At 65.9% G+C, this 21738-nt stretch carries 23 protein-coding genes and 1 pseudogene; 16 read left to right on the top strand and 8 right to left on the bottom strand.

All coding sequences use genetic code 11. The annotated features are described in order from the left end of the window. Positions 1–19 precede the first annotated feature (19 nt). The 4 genes from POS17_RS22810 to POS17_RS22795 are packed head-to-tail and all read left to right on the top strand — an operon-like array spanning position 20 to position 3507. The gene (locus POS17_RS22810; protein WP_060840633.1) at positions 20–628 is read left to right on the top strand and encodes a paraquat-inducible protein A; all 609 of its coding nucleotides are present in this window, start codon (positions 20–22) and stop codon (positions 626–628) included. Further along, positions 628–1242: a paraquat-inducible protein A gene (locus POS17_RS22805; RefSeq protein ID WP_060840632.1), complete on the top strand. Its 615-nt coding sequence runs from the start codon at positions 628–630 to the stop codon at positions 1240–1242. Before POS17_RS22810 ends, POS17_RS22805 begins: the two co-directional genes overlap by 1 nt. Next, positions 1235–2926: a PqiB family protein gene (locus POS17_RS22800; RefSeq protein ID WP_060840631.1), complete on the top strand. Its 1692-nt coding sequence runs from the start codon at positions 1235–1237 to the stop codon at positions 2924–2926. The genes POS17_RS22805 and POS17_RS22800 overlap by 8 nt, the downstream gene beginning before the upstream one ends. Beyond that, positions 2923–3507 carry a PqiC family protein gene (locus POS17_RS22795; protein ID WP_060840630.1) on the top strand — a complete coding sequence of 195 codons (585 nt, stop codon included), beginning with the start codon at positions 2923–2925 and terminating at the stop codon, positions 3505–3507. The genes POS17_RS22800 and POS17_RS22795 overlap by 4 nt, the downstream gene beginning before the upstream one ends. A gap of 135 nt (positions 3508–3642) precedes the next feature. On the opposite strand, the gene POS17_RS22790 is transcribed toward POS17_RS22795, so the two are convergent. Next, on the bottom strand, positions 3643–4560 hold the full coding sequence (locus tag POS17_RS22790; RefSeq protein ID WP_060840629.1) for a LysR family transcriptional regulator: 918 nt from the start codon (positions 4558–4560) through the stop codon (positions 3643–3645). 199 nt (positions 4561–4759) lie between these two features. Between POS17_RS22790 and POS17_RS22785 the strand changes: the two genes are divergently transcribed. The 6 genes from POS17_RS22785 to POS17_RS22760 all read left to right on the top strand — a co-directional run bounded on the left by POS17_RS22785 (position 4760) and on the right by POS17_RS22760 (position 10527). Continuing rightward, entirely contained in the window at positions 4760–5518 is a 759-nt protein-coding gene (locus POS17_RS22785; protein ID WP_060840628.1) for a 5-oxoprolinase subunit PxpA, read from the top strand. 108 nt (positions 5519–5626) lie between these two features. Continuing rightward, positions 5627–5869 carry an acetyl-CoA carboxylase gene (locus tag POS17_RS22780; protein ID WP_060840627.1) on the top strand — a complete coding sequence of 81 codons (243 nt, stop codon included), beginning with the start codon at positions 5627–5629 and terminating at the stop codon, positions 5867–5869. A 10-nt stretch (positions 5870–5879) separates the two neighbouring features. Beyond that, on the top strand, positions 5880–7253 hold the full coding sequence (locus tag POS17_RS22775; protein ID WP_060840626.1) for an acetyl-CoA carboxylase biotin carboxylase subunit: 1374 nt from the start codon (positions 5880–5882) through the stop codon (positions 7251–7253). Further along, a complete protein-coding gene (locus POS17_RS22770) occupies positions 7250–8122 on the top strand; it encodes a 5-oxoprolinase subunit B family protein (protein WP_060840625.1) in 873 nt (290 codons plus the stop codon). Before POS17_RS22775 ends, POS17_RS22770 begins: the two co-directional genes overlap by 4 nt. Further along, a complete protein-coding gene (locus POS17_RS22765) occupies positions 8119–9093 on the top strand; it encodes a biotin-dependent carboxyltransferase family protein (RefSeq protein ID WP_060840624.1) in 975 nt (324 codons plus the stop codon). Before POS17_RS22770 ends, POS17_RS22765 begins: the two co-directional genes overlap by 4 nt. Before the next feature lie 111 nt (positions 9094–9204). Next, a complete protein-coding gene (locus POS17_RS22760; protein ID WP_060840623.1) occupies positions 9205–10527 on the top strand; it encodes a purine-cytosine permease family protein in 1323 nt (440 codons plus the stop codon). 27 nt (positions 10528–10554) lie between these two features. Here POS17_RS22760 and POS17_RS22755 read toward each other — a convergent pair whose 3' ends face one another. Together POS17_RS22755 and POS17_RS22750 are read right to left on the bottom strand one after the other, a co-directional pair. Continuing rightward, positions 10555–12165 (bottom strand): inorganic phosphate transporter, encoded by a 1611-nt coding sequence (locus POS17_RS22755; protein ID WP_060840622.1) that lies wholly within the window; start codon positions 12163–12165, stop codon positions 10555–10557. Positions 12166–12382: 217 nt separating this feature from the next. Beyond that, complete coding sequence (locus POS17_RS22750; protein WP_060842002.1) at positions 12383–13405, bottom strand: transporter; 1023 nt, start codon at positions 13403–13405, stop codon at positions 12383–12385. A gap of 274 nt (positions 13406–13679) precedes the next feature. Here POS17_RS22750 and POS17_RS32800 point away from each other — a divergent pair. The 3 genes and pseudogenes from POS17_RS32800 to POS17_RS22740 form a co-directional block, all read left to right on the top strand. Further along, a pseudogene (locus POS17_RS32800) lies at positions 13680–14372 on the top strand (methyl-accepting chemotaxis protein); the annotation flags it as partial. Positions 14373–14537: 165 nt separating this feature from the next. Continuing rightward, on the top strand, positions 14538–15305 hold the full coding sequence (locus POS17_RS32795) for a methyl-accepting chemotaxis protein (RefSeq protein ID WP_442963173.1): 768 nt from the start codon (positions 14538–14540) through the stop codon (positions 15303–15305). Between the two features lie 109 nt (positions 15306–15414). Beyond that, positions 15415–15858 (top strand): hypothetical protein, encoded by a 444-nt coding sequence (locus POS17_RS22740; RefSeq protein ID WP_060840620.1) that lies wholly within the window; start codon positions 15415–15417, stop codon positions 15856–15858. A gap of 70 nt (positions 15859–15928) precedes the next feature. Here the strand turns inward: POS17_RS22740 and POS17_RS22735 are convergent, their stop codons facing one another. After that, on the bottom strand, positions 15929–16246 hold the full coding sequence (locus POS17_RS22735; RefSeq protein WP_060840619.1) for a PepSY domain-containing protein: 318 nt from the start codon (positions 16244–16246) through the stop codon (positions 15929–15931). Positions 16247–16404: 158 nt separating this feature from the next. Between POS17_RS22735 and POS17_RS22730 the strand changes: the two genes are divergently transcribed. Continuing rightward, entirely contained in the window at positions 16405–17316 is a 912-nt protein-coding gene (locus tag POS17_RS22730; RefSeq protein WP_060840618.1) for a sterol desaturase family protein, read from the top strand. Here POS17_RS22730 and POS17_RS22725 read toward each other — a convergent pair. Both POS17_RS22725 and POS17_RS22720 read right to left on the bottom strand, forming a co-directional pair. Beyond that, entirely contained in the window at positions 17294–17974 is a 681-nt protein-coding gene (locus tag POS17_RS22725; RefSeq protein WP_060840617.1) for a helix-turn-helix domain-containing protein, read from the bottom strand. The genes POS17_RS22730 and POS17_RS22725 overlap by 23 nt on opposite strands. Then, positions 17975–19102 carry a glycerophosphodiester phosphodiesterase gene (locus POS17_RS22720; protein WP_060840616.1) on the bottom strand — a complete coding sequence of 376 codons (1128 nt, stop codon included), beginning with the start codon at positions 19100–19102 and terminating at the stop codon, positions 17975–17977. It lies immediately after the preceding gene. Positions 19103–19347: 245 nt separating this feature from the next. Between POS17_RS22720 and POS17_RS22715 the strand changes: the two genes are divergently transcribed. Beyond that, positions 19348–19683 (top strand): DUF2025 family protein, encoded by a 336-nt coding sequence (locus tag POS17_RS22715; RefSeq protein ID WP_016968120.1) that lies wholly within the window; start codon positions 19348–19350, stop codon positions 19681–19683. A 35-nt stretch (positions 19684–19718) separates the two neighbouring features. On the opposite strand, the gene POS17_RS22710 is transcribed toward POS17_RS22715, so the two are convergent. Beyond that, positions 19719–20054, bottom strand: coding sequence for an antibiotic biosynthesis monooxygenase family protein (locus POS17_RS22710; protein WP_060840615.1), 336 nt, complete (start codon positions 20052–20054; stop codon positions 19719–19721). Further along, a complete protein-coding gene (locus POS17_RS22705) occupies positions 20051–20770 on the bottom strand; it encodes a CTP synthase C-terminal region-related (seleno)protein (protein WP_060840614.1) in 720 nt (239 codons plus the stop codon). Before POS17_RS22705 ends, POS17_RS22710 begins: the two co-directional genes overlap by 4 nt. Here POS17_RS22705 and POS17_RS22700 point away from each other — a divergent pair. Continuing rightward, complete coding sequence (locus POS17_RS22700; RefSeq protein WP_173655914.1) at positions 20769–21737, top strand: LysR family transcriptional regulator; 969 nt, start codon at positions 20769–20771, stop codon at positions 21735–21737. The genes POS17_RS22705 and POS17_RS22700 overlap by 2 nt on opposite strands. The last annotated feature ends 1 nt before the right edge of the window (position 21738 follow it).

Genomic DNA, 21738 nt, shown 5'->3' with positions numbered 1-21738 from the left:
TCCCGACTATCTGAAGACCATGACTATTTCCCGCAACTGGATCATCTGCGAGCACTGCGATTCGCTGTACGAATCGGTGCCGCTCGGCAAGGGCCAGGCCGCCCAGTGCTCGCGCTGCGGCGCGCTGCTGGCCCGCGCCCGTCACCTGAGCGTGCAGCAGCTGTTCGCCCTGTCGATCACCGCCGGGGTGTTATTCGTCTTCGCCAACCTGTTTCCGGTGATCAAGATCAGCCTCGAAGGCCTGAGCAACGAGGCGACCCTCTGGCAATCGGTCGAGGCCCTGGCTCAGGGGCGCATCAGCCTGATCGCGGCGATCACCGGCCTGACCATCATTCTCGCGCCGTGCCTGCAGATCATCCTGCTGTGCTGGGTGCTGGGCTTTGCCAACGTCGGCCGTGCGGCGCCGGGCTTCAAGGCCTGCATGCGGGCCCTGGAGCACCTGCGCCCCTGGAGCATGCTCGAGGTGTGCCTGCTGGGCATCCTGGTGGCCATCGTCAAGCTGGCGGGGATGCTCGATGTGCATCCGGGGATGGGCCTGTGGGCCCTGGCGATGCTCACGGTGCTGATCATCCTGATCTCCGGCAAGGACATCCGCTACCTCTGGGATGACCTGGAGGGCCGCTACTGATGAGTGCGCCGCCCTACGCCCGGGATTACCAACTGATGCTGTGCCACACCTGCGGCCAGGTCTGCCAGGACTTCGAACACCGCTGCCCGCGCTGCGATGCCGTGGTGCATGCGCGCAAGCCCAACAGCCTGGCGCGTACCTGGGCCTTTCTGCTGGCCAGCCTGATCTTCTACATCCCGGCCAACCTGCTGCCGGTGATGCACACCAGCATCTTTGGCAGCGCCAGTGAAAACACCATCATGAGCGGCGTGGTGGAGTTCTGGAAACACGGCTCCTGGGACATCGCCCTGCTGATCTTCATTGCCAGCGTGGTGGTGCCCTGCAGCAAGTTCTTTGTCCTCGGCACCCTGTTGGTGACCTGCCAGCGCCGCAGCCTCTGGGCCCAGCGCGAGCGGGCCAAGCTGTACCGCTTCATCGAGCTGATCGGCTACTGGTCGATGCTCGACGTGCTGGTGGTGGCCCTGGTGGCGGCCCTGGTGCAGTTTCGTGCCCTGAGCTCCATCGATCCGCGGATGGGCATTCTGTTTTTTGGTTTGGTGGTGGTGCTGACGATGTTGGCCGCCATGAGTTTCGATCCCCGGCTTATCTGGGACGCAGAGGTTGAAGATGTCTGAGCATCCAGGTTCCAACGCAGCAAATCCTCGGCCCGCGCCTGGTGCTCCGGCGCTGCGCACGCGGCGCTTCAATGTCTCGCTGGTGTGGCTGGTGCCGATCGTCGCGGCCCTGGTGGGGTTGTCGATGGTGGTGCACAAGTCGCTGTCGGCGGGGCCGGAAATCACCATCAGCTTCCAGACCGCCGAAGGCCTGGAGGCCAACAAGACCCAGGTCAAGTACAAGAACGTGGTGATCGGCAAGGTGACCTCCATCGCCTTGAGCGACGACCGCAAGAAGGTGCTGGCCAAGGTCGAGCTGGATCAGTCCGCCGAGCCCTTTACCGCCGACGACTCGATGTTCTGGGTGGTGCGCCCTCGGATCGGCGCCAACGGCGTTTCCGGGGTCGACACTCTGCTCTCCGGAGCCTTTATCGGCGCCGACGCCGGCCGCTCGGAAAAGCGCAAGGACAGCTTCAAGGGCCTGGAAACCCCGCCGCCCATCACCTATGGGCAGAAGGGCAAGCGCTTCACCCTGCACACCGATGACCTGGGCTCGCTGGATATCGGTTCGCCGGTCTACTACCGGCGCATTGAAGTGGGGCAGGTGGTGTCCTACCAGTTGGCCAACAGCGGCAAGGGCGTGGACGTGAAGATCTTCGTCAACGCGCCCAACGACAAGTACGTCACCACCGACACCCGCTTCTGGAACGCCAGCGGCGTCGACGTGACCCTCGGCGCCAACGGCCTGAAGGTCAACACCGAGTCGGTGTCGTCGATCCTCGCCGGCGGCATTGCCTTCGTCGAACCCAAGTACAGCCCCAATGCCCAGCCGGCCGAAGAGAACGCCGAGTACACCCTGTTCGGCGACCAGGACACCGCCCTGGCCCCGCCGGACGGCGCGCCCTATTACATCCGCATGCGCTTCGACCAGGCCCTGCGCGGCCTGTCGCTCAATGCCCCGGTGGAGTTCCTCGGGGTGAACATCGGCAAGGTGGTGTCCATGGACCTGGACTACGACGAACAGCGCAAGTATTTCCCGACCCTGGTCGGCGCGGTGATCTATCCCGAGCGCCTGGGCAAGGCCCACGAAAAACTGGTGAAGCAGACCGGCGGCGAAGACGACGCGCGCTCGGCCAAGCTGATCGGCACCTTCGTCAAGAACGGCCTGCGGGCCCAGCCCCGCAGCGGCAACCTGCTGACCGGGCAGCTGTACATCTCCCTGGACTTTGTCGCCAACGCCAAGCCGGTGGCCTACGACGCGGCGGCGCGGCCGCTGGAGATCCCCACCATCCCGGGCAGCATGGACAAGTTGCAGGAGCAGTTGCAGGCCGTGGTCGACAAGATCAGCAAGCTGCCGATTGACTCGATTGCCGCCAACCTCGATGGCAGCCTCGCGCAGATGCAGAAGACCCTCAAGCAGGTCAATGGCGAGGTGCTGCCGCAGATGCGCGACACCCTGGAGCAATCGAAGAAGACCCTGGCCAGCGCCAACGAGAGCTTCTCCGAGGACTCGCCGCAGCGCCAGAAACTCAGCCAGGCCATGGAAGAAGTGCAGCGCACCGCGCGTTCGGTACGGGTGCTCAGCGACTTCCTCGGGCGTCATCCGGAAGCGCTGATCCGCGGGCGCCTCAAAGACAACCAACCGGATGCCTACCAGTCGCCATCCTCCTCTGTTCGCGAATCCGTACCGGAAGCCCAGCCATGAAAACCCGTGCCCTGTTGCTCTGCCTGACCCTGGGGCTGGCCGCCTGCAGTTCCGCGCCCACCCGTTACTACACCTTGCTGCCGCCAGTCGCCGAAGGCAGCGGCGCGGCCCGCGCTGATGGGCCGCAGTTCGAAATGTCCACGGTGCGCATTCCGGTGCAGGTGGACCAGCCGCAACTGGTGGTACGCCAGGACAGCGGCAGCCTGGCGATCCTCGAAACCCAGCGCTGGAGCGCACCGCTGGTGGACGAATTCCACGATGCCCTGGCCAGCCAGATGGAGCAGAAACTCGGCACCCGCAACCTAGAAGGGCTGCCCAAGCAGCCCGGGCGTCCGGTGCTGTCATTGCAGACCGATGTGCGGCGTTTCGAATCCCTGCCCGGTCGCTATGCGCTGATCGATGTGGTCTGGAGCCTGCGCCTGCGGGGCGAGGGCGGCCCGGCCCGCAGCCTGACCTGCAGCAGCCAGATCCGTCAGCCGGCGGGTATCGAACTGAGCAGCCTGGTGCAGGCCCACCAGCAGGCCATCGCCCAGCTGGCCGGGCAGATCGCCGCCGCCGCGCAGCGCTGGACCTGTCCCTGAATCAGCCCTGTCGCCGCTGCCGCAGGCGGTGAACGGCTTGGGCGGCATCCCGATGCAACAGAGGCCAGGATGCTGAGGCCGCTGCGGGTTTGGCGGGCGATCGCCGGGCAAGGCCCTGTGGGCCTACGAGGGGGCTCAGCGTCGTGCCAGGTGTTGCTGGGGCGCGAGGAAGGCGTCGTGGAAGTAGGCACGCAAGGCCTGCATCGCCGGGGTGAAGGTGCGTTCGCGATGCCAGGCCAGCCCCACGCTCATCGGCGTGACCGCGTCGCTCAGGCTCAGGGTCTCGATGCGCTTGCCCTCCAGGGACCAGGGCCGGTGCACCAGGTCCGAAAGAATCGCCACGCCGCTGCCGTTGGCCACCATGCTGCGCACCGCCTCCACCGAGCTGGTGCGCACCCGCACGTTGGGCTGCTGGCCGGCCTGTTCCCAATAGCGCATGGCGCTCTGTTCGGCTTCGTCGACGGTGAGCAGGATGAACGGCTCCTGGGCCACGTCCGCCAGGCTGATGCTGGTGCGTTCGCACAGCGGATGGTGGGCCGGCAGCCATAGCCGGCGCTCGGAGTTGAACAGGGTCTGCGAGACGATGTCCGGGTGGGTCAGGTTGGCGGTGAGCACCACCGCCATGTCGAAGCGGCCTTCCAGCAAGCCTTGTTCGATGGCCTGGCGTTCCTGTTCATGCAGCTCGATGGTGACGTCCGGGTGCCAGTGCTCCAGGCGCTGCAGGTGGTGCGGCAGGAAGTAGCCGATCACCGTGTAGCTGGCCGCCAGGTGCAGCACGCCGCTGGCCCGGTAGTCCGGCAACGGGCTGTTCAGGGCATCCTCGACGCTGCGCAGTATCACGTAGGCGCGGTTGAGAAAGTGCCGCCCGGCATCGGTCAGGTTCATGCCCTGGGCCGAGCGCACGAACAACTGCACGGCGAGCATGGCCTCCAGTTCCTTGATCGCCGTGGTCACCGCCGACTGCGAAATGTTCAAGTGAATCGCCGCCTGGGAGATCTGCCCGATCTCGGCGGTGGCCACGAAATAGCGCACCTGGCGCAAGGTCAACGACATGGCCCATTCCCCTCTTGTCCTGTAGGAGCCGGCTTGCCGGCCAAGGCCATCGCGCGAACGCCGATGCCGTCACCTACAGCGCTGTCCGATAGTTTTATCTGTTTTTCAGAAGAAGCTCTATCTGATAATAGATCTTCCCAAGGGGTCAAGGCCGCTCTAATTTCTGTTGCACGAAGTCACAAGAGTTGGAGCAACAGTGATGCAGGCAGTGGATTTCAATTCGGACATGGGCGAGAGCTTCGGCCCCTGGACCATCGGCGATGGCGTCGACAACGAACTGATGGGCTTCATCAGTTCGGCCAACATCGCCACCGGCTTCCATGCCGGCGACCCCGGCACCATGCGCCGCACCATCGAGCAGGCCAAGCGCCGTGGGGTGGCCATCGGCGCTCACCCGGGGTTTCGCGACCTGGTGGGTTTCGGTCGCCGGCACATCAATGCCCCGGCCCAGGAGCTGGTGGACGACATGCTCTATCAGCTCGGCGCCCTGCGTGAGCTGGCCCGGGTGCAAGGCGTGAAGCTGCAACACATCAAGCCCCACGGCGCGCTCTACATGCATCTGGCCCGGGACGAGGAGGCGGCGCGGCTGCTGGTGGAAAACCTGCGCAAACTGGAGCCCGAGCTGCTGCTGTATTGCATGCCCAACTCGGTGATCTGGCACGTGGCCCGGGAACTGGGGCAGCCGGTGATCCGCGAGTTCTACGCCGACCGCGACTACGACCTCAGCGGCTCCATCGTGTTTACCCGCAATGTCCGCGCCCTGGACCCGACCGCGGTGGCGGCCAAGGTGCTGCGCGCCTGCCAGACCGGCCTGGTGCGCACCGTCGAAGGCGAGGAGTTGTTCCTCGAGTTCGATTCCATCTGCCTGCACAGCGACACCCCGGGCGCCCTGGATTTGGTCGAGGCCACCCGCACCGCGCTGGACCAGGCCGGCATCGAGGTGCGCGCACCGCGCTGAGCGCATCCAGAGCCAGCCATCGACAAGAAGCACCGCGCACAGATGCGGGCCTCACCCGAGTTTTGAATTTTTGCCTGCCTTTCTACAACTATTCCAAAAGGAACAGACATGGCCGAACACAGTGTTATCACCCCCTTGCCGGGCACCTTCTATCGCAAGGCCACCCCTGAATCGGCGCCTTTCGTCGAGGTCGGCGACCTCGTCAGCGCCGATACCGTGATCGGCCTGATCGAAGTCATGAAGCAGTTTTCCGAACTGACCGCCGGGAGCGCGGGCCAGGTCAGCGCCTTTGCGGTGCAGGACGGTGATCCGGTGGAACCGGGTCAGGTCGTCGCGACGCTCAAGCAGTGAGGGCCGGGGCATGACTCAAGCAATCAAGAAATTGCTGGTGGCCAACCGTGGCGAGATCGCCGTGCGCATCATTGGCGCGGCCAAGGCCCTGGGCATTCCCACGGTTGCCGCGTGCAGCGAGGCGGATGCCGACTCCATGGCCGCGCGCCTGGCCGATGAAGTGCAGATCATCGGCCCGGCCCGGGCCGACAAGAGCTACCTGAATATCCAGGCCCTGCTCGCGGCCTTGCAGGCCAGCGGTGCCAACGCGGTGCACCCGGGCTATGGCTTTCTTTCCGAGAACGCCGGTTTCGCCGAGGCAGTGGTCGAGGCCGGGGCGATTTTCGTCGGGCCCAGCGCCGAAACCATCCGCCGCATGGGGGACAAGGCCGAAGCCCGGCGCACCGCCCAGGCGGCCGGGGTGCCGGTGGTACCCGGTTCACCGGACGAGCTCTTTGACCTGGAGGCCGCGCTCAAGGCCGCTGACAGCGTGGGCTTCCCGCTGTTGATCAAGGCCAGTGCCGGTGGTGGCGGGCGCGGGATCCGCCTGGCCCAGAACGCTGCACAACTGGCCGAGGAGTTCCCGCGGGCGCAACGCGAAGCCCAGACCGCGTTCGGCAACGGCGCGGTGTACCTGGAGCGTTTCATCGGCCGCGCGCGGCATATCGAGGTCCAGGTACTGGGCGATGGCCAGCACGCGGTGCACCTGTTCGAGCGCGAGTGCTCACTGCAACGGCGGCGGCAGAAGATCTTCGAGGAAGCGCCGTCGCCGGTGCTCAGCGCCGCGCAGCGTGAGCAGTTGTGCAGCAGCGCCGTGCGCCTGACCCAAGCCTTGGGCTATCAGGGCGCTGGCACCCTGGAATACCTGTATGACGACAGCACCGGCGAGTTCTTCTTTATCGAGATGAACACGCGGATCCAGGTCGAGCACCCGATCAGCGAGCTGATCACCGGCGTCGATCTGGTCCAGGCCATGTTGCGCATTGCCGGGGGCGAGCCCCTGGGGTTGCGCCAGAGCGATATCCAGCTCAATGGCGCGGCCTTGCAGATGCGCCTGAACGCCGAAGACCCGGCGCGGGATTTCTTCCCCAGCCCGGGTCGGGTCGAGCAACTGGTCTGGCCGCAGGGGCCGGGAGTGCGGGTCGATAGCCACCTGTACCCGGGCTATGCTGTGCCGCCGTACTACGACTCGCTGCTGGCCAAGCTGATCGTCCACGGAGCCGATCGCGACCAGGCCCTGGCCCGGGCGCGCCTGGCCGTGGAGCAGACCACCCTGAGCGGCATGGCCAGTACCTTGTCGCTGCACCGTGAACTGCTGGCCGAACCCTGGTTGCAGCAGGCCGACTTTCACACCGGAACCCTGGAAACCTGGCTGGCCACGCGCCGCGCCGGAGGTGTCGCATGAGCCAGCCGATCCGCTACAGCTTTGGCGCCGACGAGCACCTGTTCGCCGAAGTCAGCGACAGCATGTCCCTGGAAGCCTTCTTCAAGGGCATGGCGGTGACCCGCGCCGTGGAGCGCCTGGAATTGGACGGGGTGCTGGATGTGTGCCTGGCCAATGCCTCGTTCCAGATCCGTTTCGACCCGGACCGCATCGCTCCGCAAGCCCTGCTGGAAGCGGTGCAGCAGGCCGAGGCCGGAGCGGTGGCCGAGCGCAGCCTGCACACGCGGATCATCGAGATCCCGGTGCTGTACAACGACCCCTGGACCCATGAAACCCTGATGCGCTTTCGCGACCGGCACCAGGACCCCAGCGCCACCGATCTTGAGTACGCGGCGCGGATCAACGGCCTGGCGGACGTCGAGGCCTTCATTGCCGCCCACAGCGGCGCGCCCTGGTTCGTCTCCATGGTGGGCTTCGTCGCCGGGTTGCCGTTCATGTTCCAGATGGTCGAGCGCCAACGGCAGTTGCAGGTGCCCAAGTACCTGCGGCCGCGCACCGATACGCCCAAGCTGACCCTGGGCCACGGTGGCTGTTTCGGCTGCATCTACTCGGTGCGTGGCGCCGGTGGCTACCAGATGTTCGGCGTCACTCCGGCACCGATCTACGACCCGCAGCAGCAACTGGCCTACCTCAAGGCGCACATGGTGTTCTTCCGTCCAGGGGACATCGTGCAGTTCAAGCCCATCGACCGCGAGGCCTATGACCGGGCGGTGGCCGAGGTCGAGGCCGGGCGCTTCGACCTGCGCATCCGCGAGGTGGAGTTTTCCCTGGATGCCTTTCTCGCCGATCCGGTCGGCTATCCCAAATCGCTGCAGGAGGTGCTGGCATGATCAAGGTCATCAAACCGGGCCTGGCCACATCGGTGCAGGACTTGGGCCGCGAAGGTTTCTATCACCTGGGGATTCCGCCGTCCGGGGCCCTGGACCAGTACGCCCTGAGCGCGGCCAACCAATTGGTCGGCAACCCGGCAGGCGCGGCGGGGCTGGAGTGCACGCTGCTCGGGCCGGAGCTTGAGTTCAGCGCCGACGCCCTGGTGGCGGTTTGCGGCGCCCACATGACCCCCAAGCTCGATGGCGTGGACATGCACCTGGACACCGCCTTTGCGGTCAAGGCCGGGCAAGTGCTGCGCTTCGACTTTCCCAAGGCCGGGGCCCGAGCCTATCTGGCGGTGGCCGGTGGCATCGATGTGCCGCTGGTGTTGGGCAGCCGCTCGACCTACGCCCTGGGCGCCCTCGGTGGCTTCCAGGGTCGGCGTCTGGCGGCCGGGGATGAGCTGCCGGTGGGCGTCGCCAGCGGCAAGGGGCGAGCCGGTGCCAGCTTGCCCATGGCGCTGCGCCAGTCCCTGGGCGGCGAGATCACCCTGCGGGTGGTGCCGGGCCTGTACTACGAACGCTTGAGCGACGCGGCCAAGGCCAGCTTCTTCGCCGAACCCTGGACCGTGGGCTCGGAAGCGGACCGCATCGGCTACCGCTTCAAGGGCGGCAGCGCCTTGAGCTTCCAGCCCCGGGAGCAGCCGTTCGGCGCCGGTTCCGATCCTTCGAACATCGTCGACAGCTGCTACCCGATCGGCTCGATCCAGGTGCCGGCGGGGCTGGAGCCCATTGTCCTGCACCGGGACGCGGTGTCCGGTGGCGGCTACGCCATGATCGGCACGGTGATCAGCGCCGACCTTGACCTGATCGGCCAGATGCAGCCCAACCAGAAGGCCCGCTTTGTCGCGGTGACCCTCGAAGAAGCGCTGGAGGCCCGGCGCTCCTACAAGAAAAAGCTCGGCTGTCTGAGCAAACTGTTTCCTTCCTGATTCTGCCCGCCGCATCGCGCGGGCCATGCCAAACGGTACGCCAACGCCGCACTTCGGTGCGGTGACGGCTGCCCGCGCTTCAACCCTTGATCGGTTCTGGAGTACACGCACATGGCAGCTTTATCGCAAGCGAATCAAACCGGGCAGACCCCGGCCAACGTGGCCCTACCCAGCGATGCACGCATGGGCCGGCTGTCCCTGACCATGGCCTGGTGGGCGGTGTGCAGCGCGATGTTCTATATCGTGGTCGGCGCCTCCCTGGCCTTGTCCTATGGCACCCGCAATGCCTTGATCGGCATGCTCCTGTCGGTGCTCAGCTATGGCCTGATCAACAGCGTGCTCAGCCGTTTCGCCATGCGCAGCGGGCTCTCGGTGGCGCTGTTCTCGCGGTTGCTGTTCGGCAGCACCGGGGCTTGCCTGGCGACCCTGATCTTTTTCTCCACGGCCATCTACTACGCGGTGTTCGAGGGCTCGGTGATCGCCGTGGCGCTCAACCACCTGTACCCGCAACTGCTGTACCCGCTGGCGGCGCTGGTGGTGGTGCTGTACAGCGTGCCGCTGATCCTGGGCAGCGTGCAGCACTGGCTGGACAAGCTCAACGGCGTGCTGCTGCCGGTGTACCTGGGGGGCTTGCTGTTCGCCGTGGGCCTGTCCATCAGCCGTTATGGCTACCAGCCGCAATGGCTGGATTTCGGCCCGGCCAATCCCAGCAGCACGGGCTGGTGGGATTGCTTCGTGGCCTACATGGGGGTGTGGATCCTGATGCTGTTCACCTTCGACTACGCGCGCTTCGGCAAGCCCGCAGATGCCGGCTACCACGGTCGCTGGAACTTCGGCATGCCGTTCTACGCGGTGACGTTCCTGCTCAACGGTGCGGCGGGGATCTACCTGGTGAGCAGCATTCCCCATGAGGGCGCCCTCAATGAAGTCTCGGTGGTGATGGCCATCCTGCAGTTGATGGGGCTCTGGGGCCTGTTGTTCGTCTGGGCCACCCAGACCCGGATCAACACCGCCAACTACTACCTGGCGACCCTGAACATGCAGGCGTTCTTCGCCCGCTTCGGCTTGCGCGGCTCCTACCTGATGTGGGCGGTGGCCGTGGGCATCATCGTCTACGGCCTGATGCTGGCGGACGTGTTCGCCTACCTGCTCAAGGCCCTGGCCTATCAGGGGATCTTCGTGGTGGCCTGGGTGGGTGTGGCCCTGGCGCAGATCCTGCTGGGGCGTACCGACGGCGCGGCGCTCGATCGCGTGGCGGCCTTCAACCCGGTGGGGCTGACGGCCTGGTTCGGCGGCACGGCCCTGGGCCTGATGCTGATGTGGGCGGGGGGCGGCCTGGCGAGTTTTTCCGCGCCACTGACCGGGGTCCTGGCGTTTGCCTTGCAGGCCGGGCTCGCCGCTCGCTTGCAGCGCGGCCTGCCCGCCGCCGGCTGAGCGGGCGACGGCGCAGGCGCTGGCTGCTCAGAACAGTTGGGTGAACAGCCAGTACAGGCTGCCGGAGAGCAGGATCGCCGCCGGCAGGGTCAGGACCCAGGCCATGGCCAGGTTGCGGATGGTGCGCATCTGCAACCCACCGCCATTGGCCACCATGGTCCCGGCCACCCCCGAGGACAGCACGTGGGTGGTCGATACCGGCAGGCCGAACAGGTCCGCCGCGCCGATGGTCAGCATCGCCACGGTTTCCGCCGAAGCGCCCTGGGCGTAGGTCAGGTGGGTCTTGCCGATCTTCTCGCCGACGGTCACGACGATGCGCTTCCAGCCGACCATGGTGCCCAGGCCGAGGGCGATGGCCACGGCGATCTTCACCCACAGCGGAATGAAGCGGGTGGCGTTGTCGATCTGCTGCTTGAACAGCTGCAGCTTGTCCCGGGTGTCCTGATCGAAGTGGCCAACCTGGTGCTTGTCCATCAGGCGGATTGCTTCGCTGGTCAGGTACATGTCGTTGCGCACGTTGCCCATGGCTTCGGCGGGTACCTTGGCCAGGGAGCCGTAGCCCTTCACTTCACTGCCGATGGCACCGGTCAGGGCGGCCAGGGCGGGGATCAGTTCCGGTGTCGCTTGCTTGCTGCGCATGTACTCCGAGAGCACCGCGCGAGGATCGGCCGGTGCCGGTTGCGGGGCGCTCTTGATCAGGGCTTGCTGGGTGACTTCGGCCACCGCGGCGAACTGCAACGACTGGTCGGCGGGCATGGTGCGGTTCAGCGCGTAGGCCATGGGCAGGGTGCCCACCAGGATCAGCATGATCAGGCCCATGCCTTTCTGGCCGTCGTTGGAGCCGTGGGCGAAGGACACCCCGGTGCAGGTCAGGATCAGCAGGCCGCGAATCCACCAGGGTGGCGGCGCGTCGCCCTTGGGCGCCTTGTACAGGGCGCGGTTCTTGACGAACAGGCGCAGGGCCAACAGCAGCAGGGCGGCGAACACGAAGCCGATCAGTGGCGAGAACAACAGCGCGTAGCCGACCTTGGTGGCCTGGCTCCAGTCCACGCCGCTGGTGCCGTCGCGGCCGTGCATCAGTGCGTTGGCCACGCCGACGCCGATGATCGAGCCGATCAGGGTGTGGGACGAAGAGGCTGGCAGCCCCAGCCACCAGGTGCCGAGGTTCCACAGGATGGCGGCGATCAGCAGGGCGAAGATCATGGCGAAGCCGGCGGAGGAGCCCACTTGCAGGATCAGCTCCACCGGCAGCAGGGCGATGATGCCGAAAGCCACCGCGCCGCTGGACAGCAGCACCCCGAGGAAGTTGAACAGGCCGGACCAGACCACCGCGAACTGCGGCGGCAGGGAGTGGGTGTAGATCACCGTGGCCACGGCGTTGGCGGTGTCGTGGAAACCGTTGACGAACTCGAAGCCCAGGGCGATCAGCAGCGCCACGCCCAGCAGCAGGAACGGGGTCCAGGTGGTGACCGTGGTGCCCAGCTCGTGCATGTCGTGCACCAGGCTGTAGGCGGTGAACAGCAAGCCCATGGCCAGCACGGCGAAGAAGATCACCAGGGTGAAGGCACCGGGTTTTTTATCCAGTTGCGGTTTGATGTCGGGGCTGGGAGACGCGGCAGTCAGTGACGGGGTGGCCATTGCCGGACAATCCTGTTGCTGGAAAGGAGTGTCGCCCATGATCGTTGCCAAATGTTACAGGGAGACTGCCTCAGATCAGTGTTTGCGCAATTGAGCCGTTCCGTTGATCCGATCCCGCTCATCCCGTAGGAGCCGGCTTGCCGGCGAAGAGGCCCTCAAGCCAAGCACCTGCCTTGGCGGACGCCTGCGCCGGCAAGCCGGCTCCTACAAGGCGGGGTCAGTAGTCCTGGCGCTTGCGGAAGGCCCAGCGCCCGGCGATCAGGGTGAAGGTGGCCACCAGCGCCACCAGGATCCAGAAGCCCTCCGGGTCGCCGGAAAACGGAATGCCGCCGACGTTCATGCCGAAGAAGCCGGCAATGATGTTGATCGGCAGCGCCAGCACCGTGACCACGGTCAGGGTGAACAGGGTGCGGTTGGTCTGTTCGTTGAGGTTGGCGGCAATCTCTTCCTGCAGCAGTTTGATCCGTTCGCCCAGGGCCGTGAGGTCGTTGATGATCAGGGCGAACTCTTCGGTGGATTTGCGCAGCTCCTTGACGTCGTCCTTCTGCAGCCATTGCGGCGGGCGGTTGAGCAGGCGCAGCAGGGAACCCGGTTCCAGGGCCAGCAGGCGTTGCAGGCGCACCAGCACCCGGCGCATGGCCCCCAGTTCGGCACGGTTGCTGGAGACCCGGGCGGCCAGGAGCTGGTCCTCGATCTGGTCGACGCTGAGGCTGGTCTTGCGCACGATCTGGGTCAGCACCTCGCCCTGGTCGCGCAGCAGGTGCACCAGCAACTCCAGGGGCGAGCGAAAGCGTTCGCCGGCCTTGACCGAGGAGCGCAGCTTGTCCACCGAATGCAGAGGCTGCAGGCGGGCGCTGATGATCAGGTTGCTGCGCACGCAGACCCACAGGGTGGAGATGTCCGAGGACACCATGCTGCTGAAGTTGAACACCACGTCGTTGACCACCGCCAGCAGGGCCGAGTCCACGTGTTCGATGCGGGTCGAGCGCGAACCTTCGTGCAGGGCTTCGAAGAACTCCTCGGGCAGTTGCAGGTGGGCCTTCATCCAGCGCTCGCAGGCCGCGTGGGCCAGGTTCAGGTGCAGCCAGAGGAATTCATCACTGTCCTGGGGGTGTTGCAGGGCTTGCAGGGCCTTGGCGGAATCCAGTTCATGACCGCGTTCGCCGGGGCGAAAACTGAAACCGTAGAGCAGGCCAAACAGATCGGAATCGCGGTGAATCTGGTCGAGGCTGTGGTTCATGGGGGCTCGCAGGAGGGACAGTGCCTGGCGCGGGTTTTTCAGGTTCACTTGGGCCACATCATGGCAAGGCTCTTTGACAGTTTTGTGACGTTTGTACGTGCACAATCCGCGGCGCTCTACCGGTGGTCGGCGACGTTCAAGAATGCCGCGCGGATGCCGATCACGCTCACATGCAACACGCATTCGACCCGGTTCGAATGTGCCTGACAGGGAAGTTCGGACCTACGCAAGCCCTTGAGTGGGCCTGCTCTATCCCTGCCATGAGATCTTCTCGATGTTTTTGCAAAAATCCCTGAGAGCGCAAATTCTTGCCCTGCTGAGCGGTAGTCTGCTGGCGATGCTGTTGATCGCCCTGGCGTGTTTTCACTTGTTGTCCGGTGGCGTGCAGAGCTACCGCGAGCTGATCGACGGCCCGCTGCGCAGTTCACAACTGATCGACGAGGCCAACCTGCAGTTCAAGAGCCAGGTGCAGGAGTGGAAGAACGTGCTGCTGCGGGGCAAACAGCCCCAGGAACTGAACAAGTACTGGCAGCAGTTCGAAGACCGCCAGCGCGATGTGCAGAACATCCTCGGCCAGTTGGCCCGGACGCCCGGGATGGAGGCTTCTCTCAAGAGTCGGGTGCAGCGTCTGGCGGATGAGCACCGGCAGTTGGGTTCGGCCTATCAGAAGGGCCGCGATGCCTACGTGGCTGGCGGTGCCGACCCGAGCGCCGGTGACGCCGCAGTGAAAGGCGTGGACCGGGCTACCAGCGAGCAGATGAGTGAGCTGGTGACCGAACTGCGCAAGAACGGCGAACAGCAATCCCGCGAGATCAGCACGGCGGCCGACCGCACGGTGTGGATGGGGATCCTGGTGATGCTGGTGTCCGGCCTGCTGATCGGCCTGCTCAGCCTGTGGCTGGTCAACCGCAGCCTGGTGGAGCCGATCCGCCAGTTGATCGACTACGTCGCCCAGCTCAGCCGTGGCCAGTTGGCCCAGCGGGTGGCCAGCGAGCGTCAGGACGAACTGGGCAAGCTGGCGGCCGCCGCCAACACCCTGCGCGACTTCCTGGCCCAGACCTTCAGCAGCCTGCAGCGCAGCGCCTCGGACCTGGACAGCTCCAGCGGCGAGCTCAATGCCATCGCCACGCTGATGTCCCAGGGCACCAACGAACAGTTCAGCCGCACCGATCAGGTGGCCACGGCGATGAACGAAATGTCCGCCACCGCCCAGGAAGTGGCACGCCACGCCGCCGACGCCGCGCGTGCCGCGGACGATGCCGACCAGTCGGCGCAGCAGGGCGAGCAGGTGATGCAGAGCACCATCCACAGCATCACCCAGATGCGTGGCGAGATCGCCAACACCGCGACCGTGATCCGTCGCCTGGAAGCCGACAGCGGGCGTATCGGCAAGGTGCTGGAAGTGATCCAGGGGATTGCCGAGCAGACCAACCTGCTGGCGCTCAATGCCGCCATCGAAGCGGCCCGGGCCGGTGAGGCCGGGCGCGGATTCGCCGTGGTTGCCGACGAGGTGCGCAGCCTGGCGCAACGCACCGCGGCGTCGATCATCGAGATCAACCAGATCATCCAGAGCGTGCAGACCGGCGCGGTGGACGCGGCCCTGGCCATCGAGAGCGGCCAGTCCCGCAGCGAGCAGAGCGTGCAGCAGGTGACCGAAGCCGGTGCCATGCTCGAACGCATTACCCAGGCCGTGGAGGCGATCCGCGACATGAACCGGCAGATCGCCACCGCCGCCGAAGAGCAGACCTCGGTGGCCGAGGACATTTCCCGCAACCTGACCGAGATCACGTCGATTGCCAGTACCAATCTGGACAATGTGCAGCGCACCGAGGCGGCGAGCCGTGACCTGCATGGTCTGTCGGGCCAGTTGAACGAGGTCACGTCGCGTCTGAGCGCCTGACGCCGATCATCCTGTATCGGCCTGCTTACCAGGCCGATACAGGATCACTCTCAATTGGCGGGGGACGCTGTCGATGACCGGGTATCTTTCCCCAATCAGGACCCACGCCATGGTCAGCATCACGTCAATTGCCATCAGCCAGACCCCGGTCACCCCGAGCAAGACGCGGATTGACGCCAGTGCCGGCGACAGCAGCGCCACCAGCACCGGCAACGCCACCGACGTCGGCGCAGCCGGCAAGGTACCGGCTGCGGGCGGCGCCGCGGCGGCCGGGGACAGCTCCGGCAGCGAAGACTCCAGCAGCGATACGGTGAAGGAGCTGCGCAAGCAGATCGCACAGCTGCAAAAGCAGTTGCAGGAGCAGCAACAGCAGCTGCAAGCGGCGCAGACCAGCCAGGAAAGTGCCGACGCCAAGGCGGCAGCGGTGGCGGCGGCCCAGGCTCAGGTGGCCACTACCAGCGCGTCCCTGCAAACCGCGACGGCGGCCTTGCTCCAGGCGTTGCAGGAGTCGGAGAGCGGCTCCTCGGGCTCGCTAGTCAGCACCAGCGCCTGAACTGTTCGTCCGCTACACGGCACAAGGCCGCGCCCCTTTTCGGGAGCGCGGCCTTGTGCCGTGTGGCGGGTTAGCGATCCTGCTTGTTGCTCAGGACCTTGCCGGTCTTGGCGTCCAGGTCCACGTCCCACTCGATGCCTTTGCTGTCACGCAGTTCCACCTGGTAGACGTAGGCGCCGGTGGCGGTCTGCTCCAGCTCGGTGTCGGTGATGCTGGCGGCGGTGGTGCCGGGGTGCTGGGCCAGGGCGGCCTGGTTGAGTTGTTCCAGGTCCATGATGGCGCCGGACTTGAGCAGGCCCGGGATCAGGTCCGGACGGACATCGGCCTGGGCCAGGCCGGCGGTCAGGGTCAGGGCGGCAGCGGCGAACAGTGCAGAGAAACGGGTCATGGTGTTGATTCCTTGGCTTGATGGCTTTCGATGGGCACAGATTAGCCAGTGCAACTTAATTCACCCTTAATTCAGCGCCGTGTTTGCGTCGTTTGTTCAAGCCGCGGGCCGGGTGACCCCGGCAAGCTGGGCTCTCGCTTTTTAAGGAGACACCAAGAATGAAACGCATGCTGGCGTGGTTGTACGGTCCCTTGTTTCTTGGCGGATTCATCGCCGGTGGGGTGTATTGGATGAGTGGCGGGCAGGCTTGTGCCCTGGGTTTGCTGGTGCTGTTCGCTGCGGCGCTGCTGGTGTCGTTCCTGGCGGAGTGGGCGCTGCCTTACGAGCCGGCCTGGAACCGCTCCCAGGGCGACCGGCTGCGCGATGCCTTGCACGCGCTGGTCAATGAAAGCCTGAATGCGCTGGGGCTGCTGGCCTTGCCGGGGCTGGTGGCCGTGCTCGGTGGCGATGGCCTGTGGCCCCGGGACTGGCCGCTCTGGGGGCAGTTGCTGCTGGCGATAGTGATCGCCGACGGCGGGATCAGCCTGGCCCATTACGCCAGCCATCGCTGGGCCTGGCTGTGGCGCCTGCACGCGGTGCACCACAGTGTGCAGCGCCTGTACGGTTTCAACGGGCTGCTCAAGCACCCCCTGCACCAGATGCTGGAGGCCTCGGCGGGGTTGCTGCCGCTGGTACTGCTGGGCATCCCGTTGCCGGTGGCGCAGCTGCTGGCCCTGGCCATTGGCGTTGCCTTGCTGTTGCAGCATTCCAACGTCGATATGCGCATGGGGCCGCTGCGGCGGGTATTTGCCTGGGCTCCGGTGCATCGCTTTCACCACATGAAGTATGGCCGCGCCGGCGATGTGAACTTCGGGCTGTTCTTCAACCTCTGGGACTGGCTGTTGGGCACCGGGTTCTATCGGGACGACTACGCGATGCGCCAGGGCGACCTGGGCATCGGCAGCCGCCCCGACTACCCACTGGCGTATTGGCCGCAGTTGCTGGAGCCGTTCAGGGTCCAGCGCTATGCGGCCGAGCCCAAGGTGCCTGCGGCGCTGCGCCGGCCGGTCAATCCAGCAGGCGAGGCCTGAGGGTTTTCAGGGCCTGGCCGGCGGTGACCCCGAACAGCGCTTTCAGGGTGCGGGAGAAGTGCGCGCTGTCGGCAAAGCCGGCGCCGTGGGCCGCCTGGGCCACGGGCTGGCCGTCGAGCAACAGGGCCATGGCCAGGCGCAGACGCCGCCACAGCACCAGGCGCCGCACCGGCACGCCCACGTCGCGGGCGAACAGGCGCTCCAGCTGGCTCAGGGACAGGTGGGCCCTGGCCGCCAGTTGCGCCGCCACCACCTTGCCTGCGAGCCCTGCATCCAGGGCCTGCAGGGCCCGCGCCACACGCCGGTCGGCCAGGGGCAGGCGCGGGCAGGCGCGCAGCGCCGCCTCCAGTGTGGGCAACGAGGGGTGCAGGTTGTGAACGCAGGCCAGCAGGTCCTCGGCGGCGATCGACAACGGCTCGGCATAGACCGTGAAGGCGTTGTCGGGCGCCTGGAGAATGGCATGCCGCTGCAGCGCCTGGATCATCAGGAAGTGTCCGCTTTGACGCGTGCCGTCGAGCTCCAGCGTCACCGGTTGCTCGGGGGCGATGATCAGTTGATGGGCGTAGTGGGCATGGGGCGCGGTGCGCCCCATGGCTCCCTGTATCAGGCCGAAGTCATGCCCCAGCCAGAGCTCGCCGCTCCAGTGCGAGACAGACATTCAGTAACCGCCGGCCTCCAGCAGTTGGGCCACGCTGGCGTTGGCCGGACGCTTGAAGTACTTGAGCAGCTCGGCGCTGCGGTTGGTGAAGATACCGTCGACCCCGGCGTCCATGACCTTCTTGAAGTCCACCGGCTCGTCGAGGGTGTAGGCGTGTACCAGCAGGCCCTGATCGTGGGTGTACTGATTCATCCAGGGTTGCACCAGATCCGCGTAGCTTTGCTCGCCGCCCGCCGTCAGTGCCGTGGAGGGACCGGTGCCGATGGCGCCCTGGGCCTTGGCGTAGTCGATCCAGCGTTTGAATTCGCCGGGGTCCTTGGGTTGCTGCTTGGCGTAGAAGGCCGCCTTGTCGGTTTCGCCGCTGTTGGCGAAGGTGACGCTGGACGCCGGTTCGATGCTGCCGGGCCCGATCCACAACAGCAGCACCTTGGGCACCTGGGGCATTTCCTTGTGCAGCAGATCCAGGCTGTGTCTGTCGAAGGTCTGCAGCACCACCTTGCCTTTGCCCTGGCCCACGGCCAGCTCGCTCTTGGCCAGTTTTGAGCCCGCCGGGCTCAGCCAGCCGCGATCCTGGAGCTTTTCCTTGAGCTCGTGCTCGATGCCGGGGAACAGCTGCGGCTCCTTGGTTTCGATGTACAGCCCGGGCTTGTGCTGCGTGCTGCCTTGGGCGATGTCGATGATCTCGTCCAGGGTCAGGATCTTCAGGCCGGCAAAGCCCGGCCGGGCGCGATCCGGATGCGCCTGGTTGAACCAGCTGCCGGCGTCGAGGTGCTTGAGCTCGGCCATGGTGAAGGCGTTGGGCGGGCTGTCCTTGCGCTCGGGGAATTTCTGCGCCACGTCGGTGGTGCGTAGCAGGTTGTTGTCATGCAGGGCGAAGAGCACGCCGTCCTTGCTGCGCTGCAGGTCAAGTTCCAGATAGTCCGCCCCCAGATCCCGGGCCAGCCGGTAGGCCGCCGCAGTGGACTCTGGGGCATCGAACGAGGCGCCACGGTGGGCGATCACGGCTGGCTGGGGGATGCCCAGGCGCGCCGCCAGGGCATTCGGATCCGGCTGTTCAGCGGCCTGGGCCAGGCCGCAACCGAGCATCAGGCTCAACATCAGGGCGCAAGGGGTGAAGGTCGCTGGCATGCTCGAAATCCTTTCGTGGAGGCGGGGGCAAGGACCTATCTTTTAGCAACACAATGACGCTTGTGCTATCTCAAGGGCGACATAAATCCTTCTCATGCGCATCATTCAGGGTTTTTTCCGGCGCTTTGCAGTACTCTTGGGCGCGCAGTTTCCCCAGCAGAGGGAAGCCTGAAAACAGCCCTTTCCTTGCCTCGCGTGTAGACCATCGATCACCCAGTCCTGTGGGACTTACCGTGAGGTTTACCATGAGCATCACCTCTGAACTCATCTGCCAGGCCGCCGACCAGCTCAAGGGTTTTGTCGGTTTCAATCGCAAGACCGGCCGTTACATCGTGCGTTTCAGCGAAGACTCCTTCGGCATGGATGTGGCCGACGACGCCATAGTGCCGGCCAGCGAATTTGTCTGGGCGCCGGTGTCCGATCAGGCCATGAGCCTCAAGCGCGAGCAGATCCAGTTGTTGCTGGACCAGAACATCGACGATCGGATCAACATCAGCGAACCGCTACGGGTCTATATGCGCCGTAGCGATCTGCCGGAAATCCAGGCCGTGCGCAGCCTGCTGCCGACGGCTCAGGATTGATCCGGTGGCCGGCCTGAACCGCTGTGGGCCGCGGTTCAGGCCTGGGCTTGGGGGTCGAAGGCGTAGGCCCGTTCGACCTGGCCGACCCGGGTATGACAGGACTGGTACCAATCCTTGCGTCCGCGCTCGCGGATGGCGCTGTGTTCGGCGTGGTGCTTCCACGCCAGGATTGCCGCCTCACTGCTCCAGTAGGACACGGTGATCCCGAAGCCGTCCGCGCCCCGAGCCGATTCGACCCCGAGAAAGCCCGGTTGCCGACGCGCCAGTTCCAGCATGCGCTCGGCGGCCTGATCGTACTCGGGGTCCGCGGCACCGCGTTGGGAGCTGAAGATCACGGCGTAGTAGGGCGGGGCGGGTGTCTGGCCGATCATCCTCGGGTCTCCAGGCAGGCATTGAGCAGGGCGCTGACCAGGGGCGGCGTGTGGCCCTTGAGGGCCGCGCGTTCGGGCTGGAACAGGGTGGCGACGAAAAATGGATGATCGGCGAGCTCCACGGCGCGCAGATCTCCCAGGCGGTCGTGGCCGCTGGCGCGCAGGGCGCCAGCGAGCAGGGGCCCGGCAAAGTCCGGATTGACGCCGTAGCGGCAGCGATAGCCTTCCTCGATGTGCCGGGTGCCATAGGCCTTGGCGATCCGACTGCCGTCTTGCAGTTCGATGCGCTCACGGGCCTCCACCAGGGCGCAGCTCAAGGGGGTGAGCAGTGCGCGCTCGGCATCGGGGGCGATCTCGCCGTGTTCGGCATCGGTCCAGCCCAGCACGTTGCGCGCGTATTCCAGGACCGCATGCTGAAAGCCGCCGCAGGTGCCGAGGAAGGGGCGCTGTTGCTCCCGGGCCACGCGGATCGCCAGCAGGGCGCCGTGGATATTCCGGTAGGGGCTGCCGGGCACGCACCAGATGGCGTCGAAGCCTTGCAACAGGTGCTCCTCAGTCAGCTCGGCAGTGGCCAGCCATTGCACGTCGAGGGTGATGGCGGCGTCGGCTGCGGCCTGATCCAGGGCCAGGGGAATGGCCTGGTGCGCGGTGATCAGTGGGTCGTGATCCCCCACCAGGGCGATGCGCAGGGTGGGGGGCGAGGCGGGTGCTTGCATGGGCTTCTCCGGTAGGGGCACTGACTTGTCGATTGCCTGGGGCCACTATAGATTGGCGTCCACGCAATCAATATTGGCGTTTACCCAAGTGATCAATGCAGCAGCGCACTATCAGCTGGACTACCCCGATCTGTCGCTGGTCCTGGCCCTGGTCCGTGGCGGCTCCCTGGCCCGTGCCGCGGCCCTGCTCAAGGTGGATGTTTCGACGGTGTTTCGTGCCGTGCGCCGCCTGGAGGCCGGGCTCGGTCAGCAACTGTTCGACAAGAGCCGTGCCGGCTACCTGCCTACCAGCCTGGCCCAGGCCCTGGCATTGCAGGCCGAACAGGCGGAACAGGCCCTGGAGGCGGCGCGGATCGGTGTGGCCCAGGGCGGCGAGGTGATCAGCGGCACGGTGCGCCTGACCTGTACCGATTCGGTGTTGCAGGGCCTGTTGCTGCCGGCCCTGGCGCAGTTCATGCCCAAGTACCCGGCGCTGGTCATCGAACTCTGCACTTCGAATGATTTCGCCAACCTCAACCGTCGCGATGCGGACATCGCCGTGCGCCTCACCGCGACGCCTCCGGAGCATCTGGTGGGGCGCTGCCTGGGGGCGGTGGCGTATCGGGTGTGCACCAGCCCGGCGTATCGGCACCGGGTGGATTGCACCGATCTGGCGCGGGTGGCCTGGATTGCCCCGGATGACTTTCTGCCGGATCACCCCACGGTGGTCTGGCGCCGTCAGCAGTGGCCCGGCGTGCAACCCAGTTATCGCTGCAACAGCATGCTGGCGGTGACCGAGCTGGTGCGGGCCGGCCTGGGGGTGGCGGCGTTGCCGGACTTTCTCCTGGGCGGTGGCGACCTGGAAGCCCTCGGCGAGCCCCTGGAGCATGCAACCGCCTTGTGGCTGTTGACCCGCCCGGACTGTCGGGCCCTGCGCTCGGTGGTGACGCTGTTCGATGAGCTGGGGCGTCATCTGCGCTGGCCCTGAA

The organism is Pseudomonas sp. Os17 (genome assembly GCF_001547895.1).
Lineage (GTDB): Bacteria > Pseudomonadota > Gammaproteobacteria > Pseudomonadales > Pseudomonadaceae > Aquipseudomonas.
This window is presented reverse-complemented; position numbering and strand designations above follow the sequence as displayed.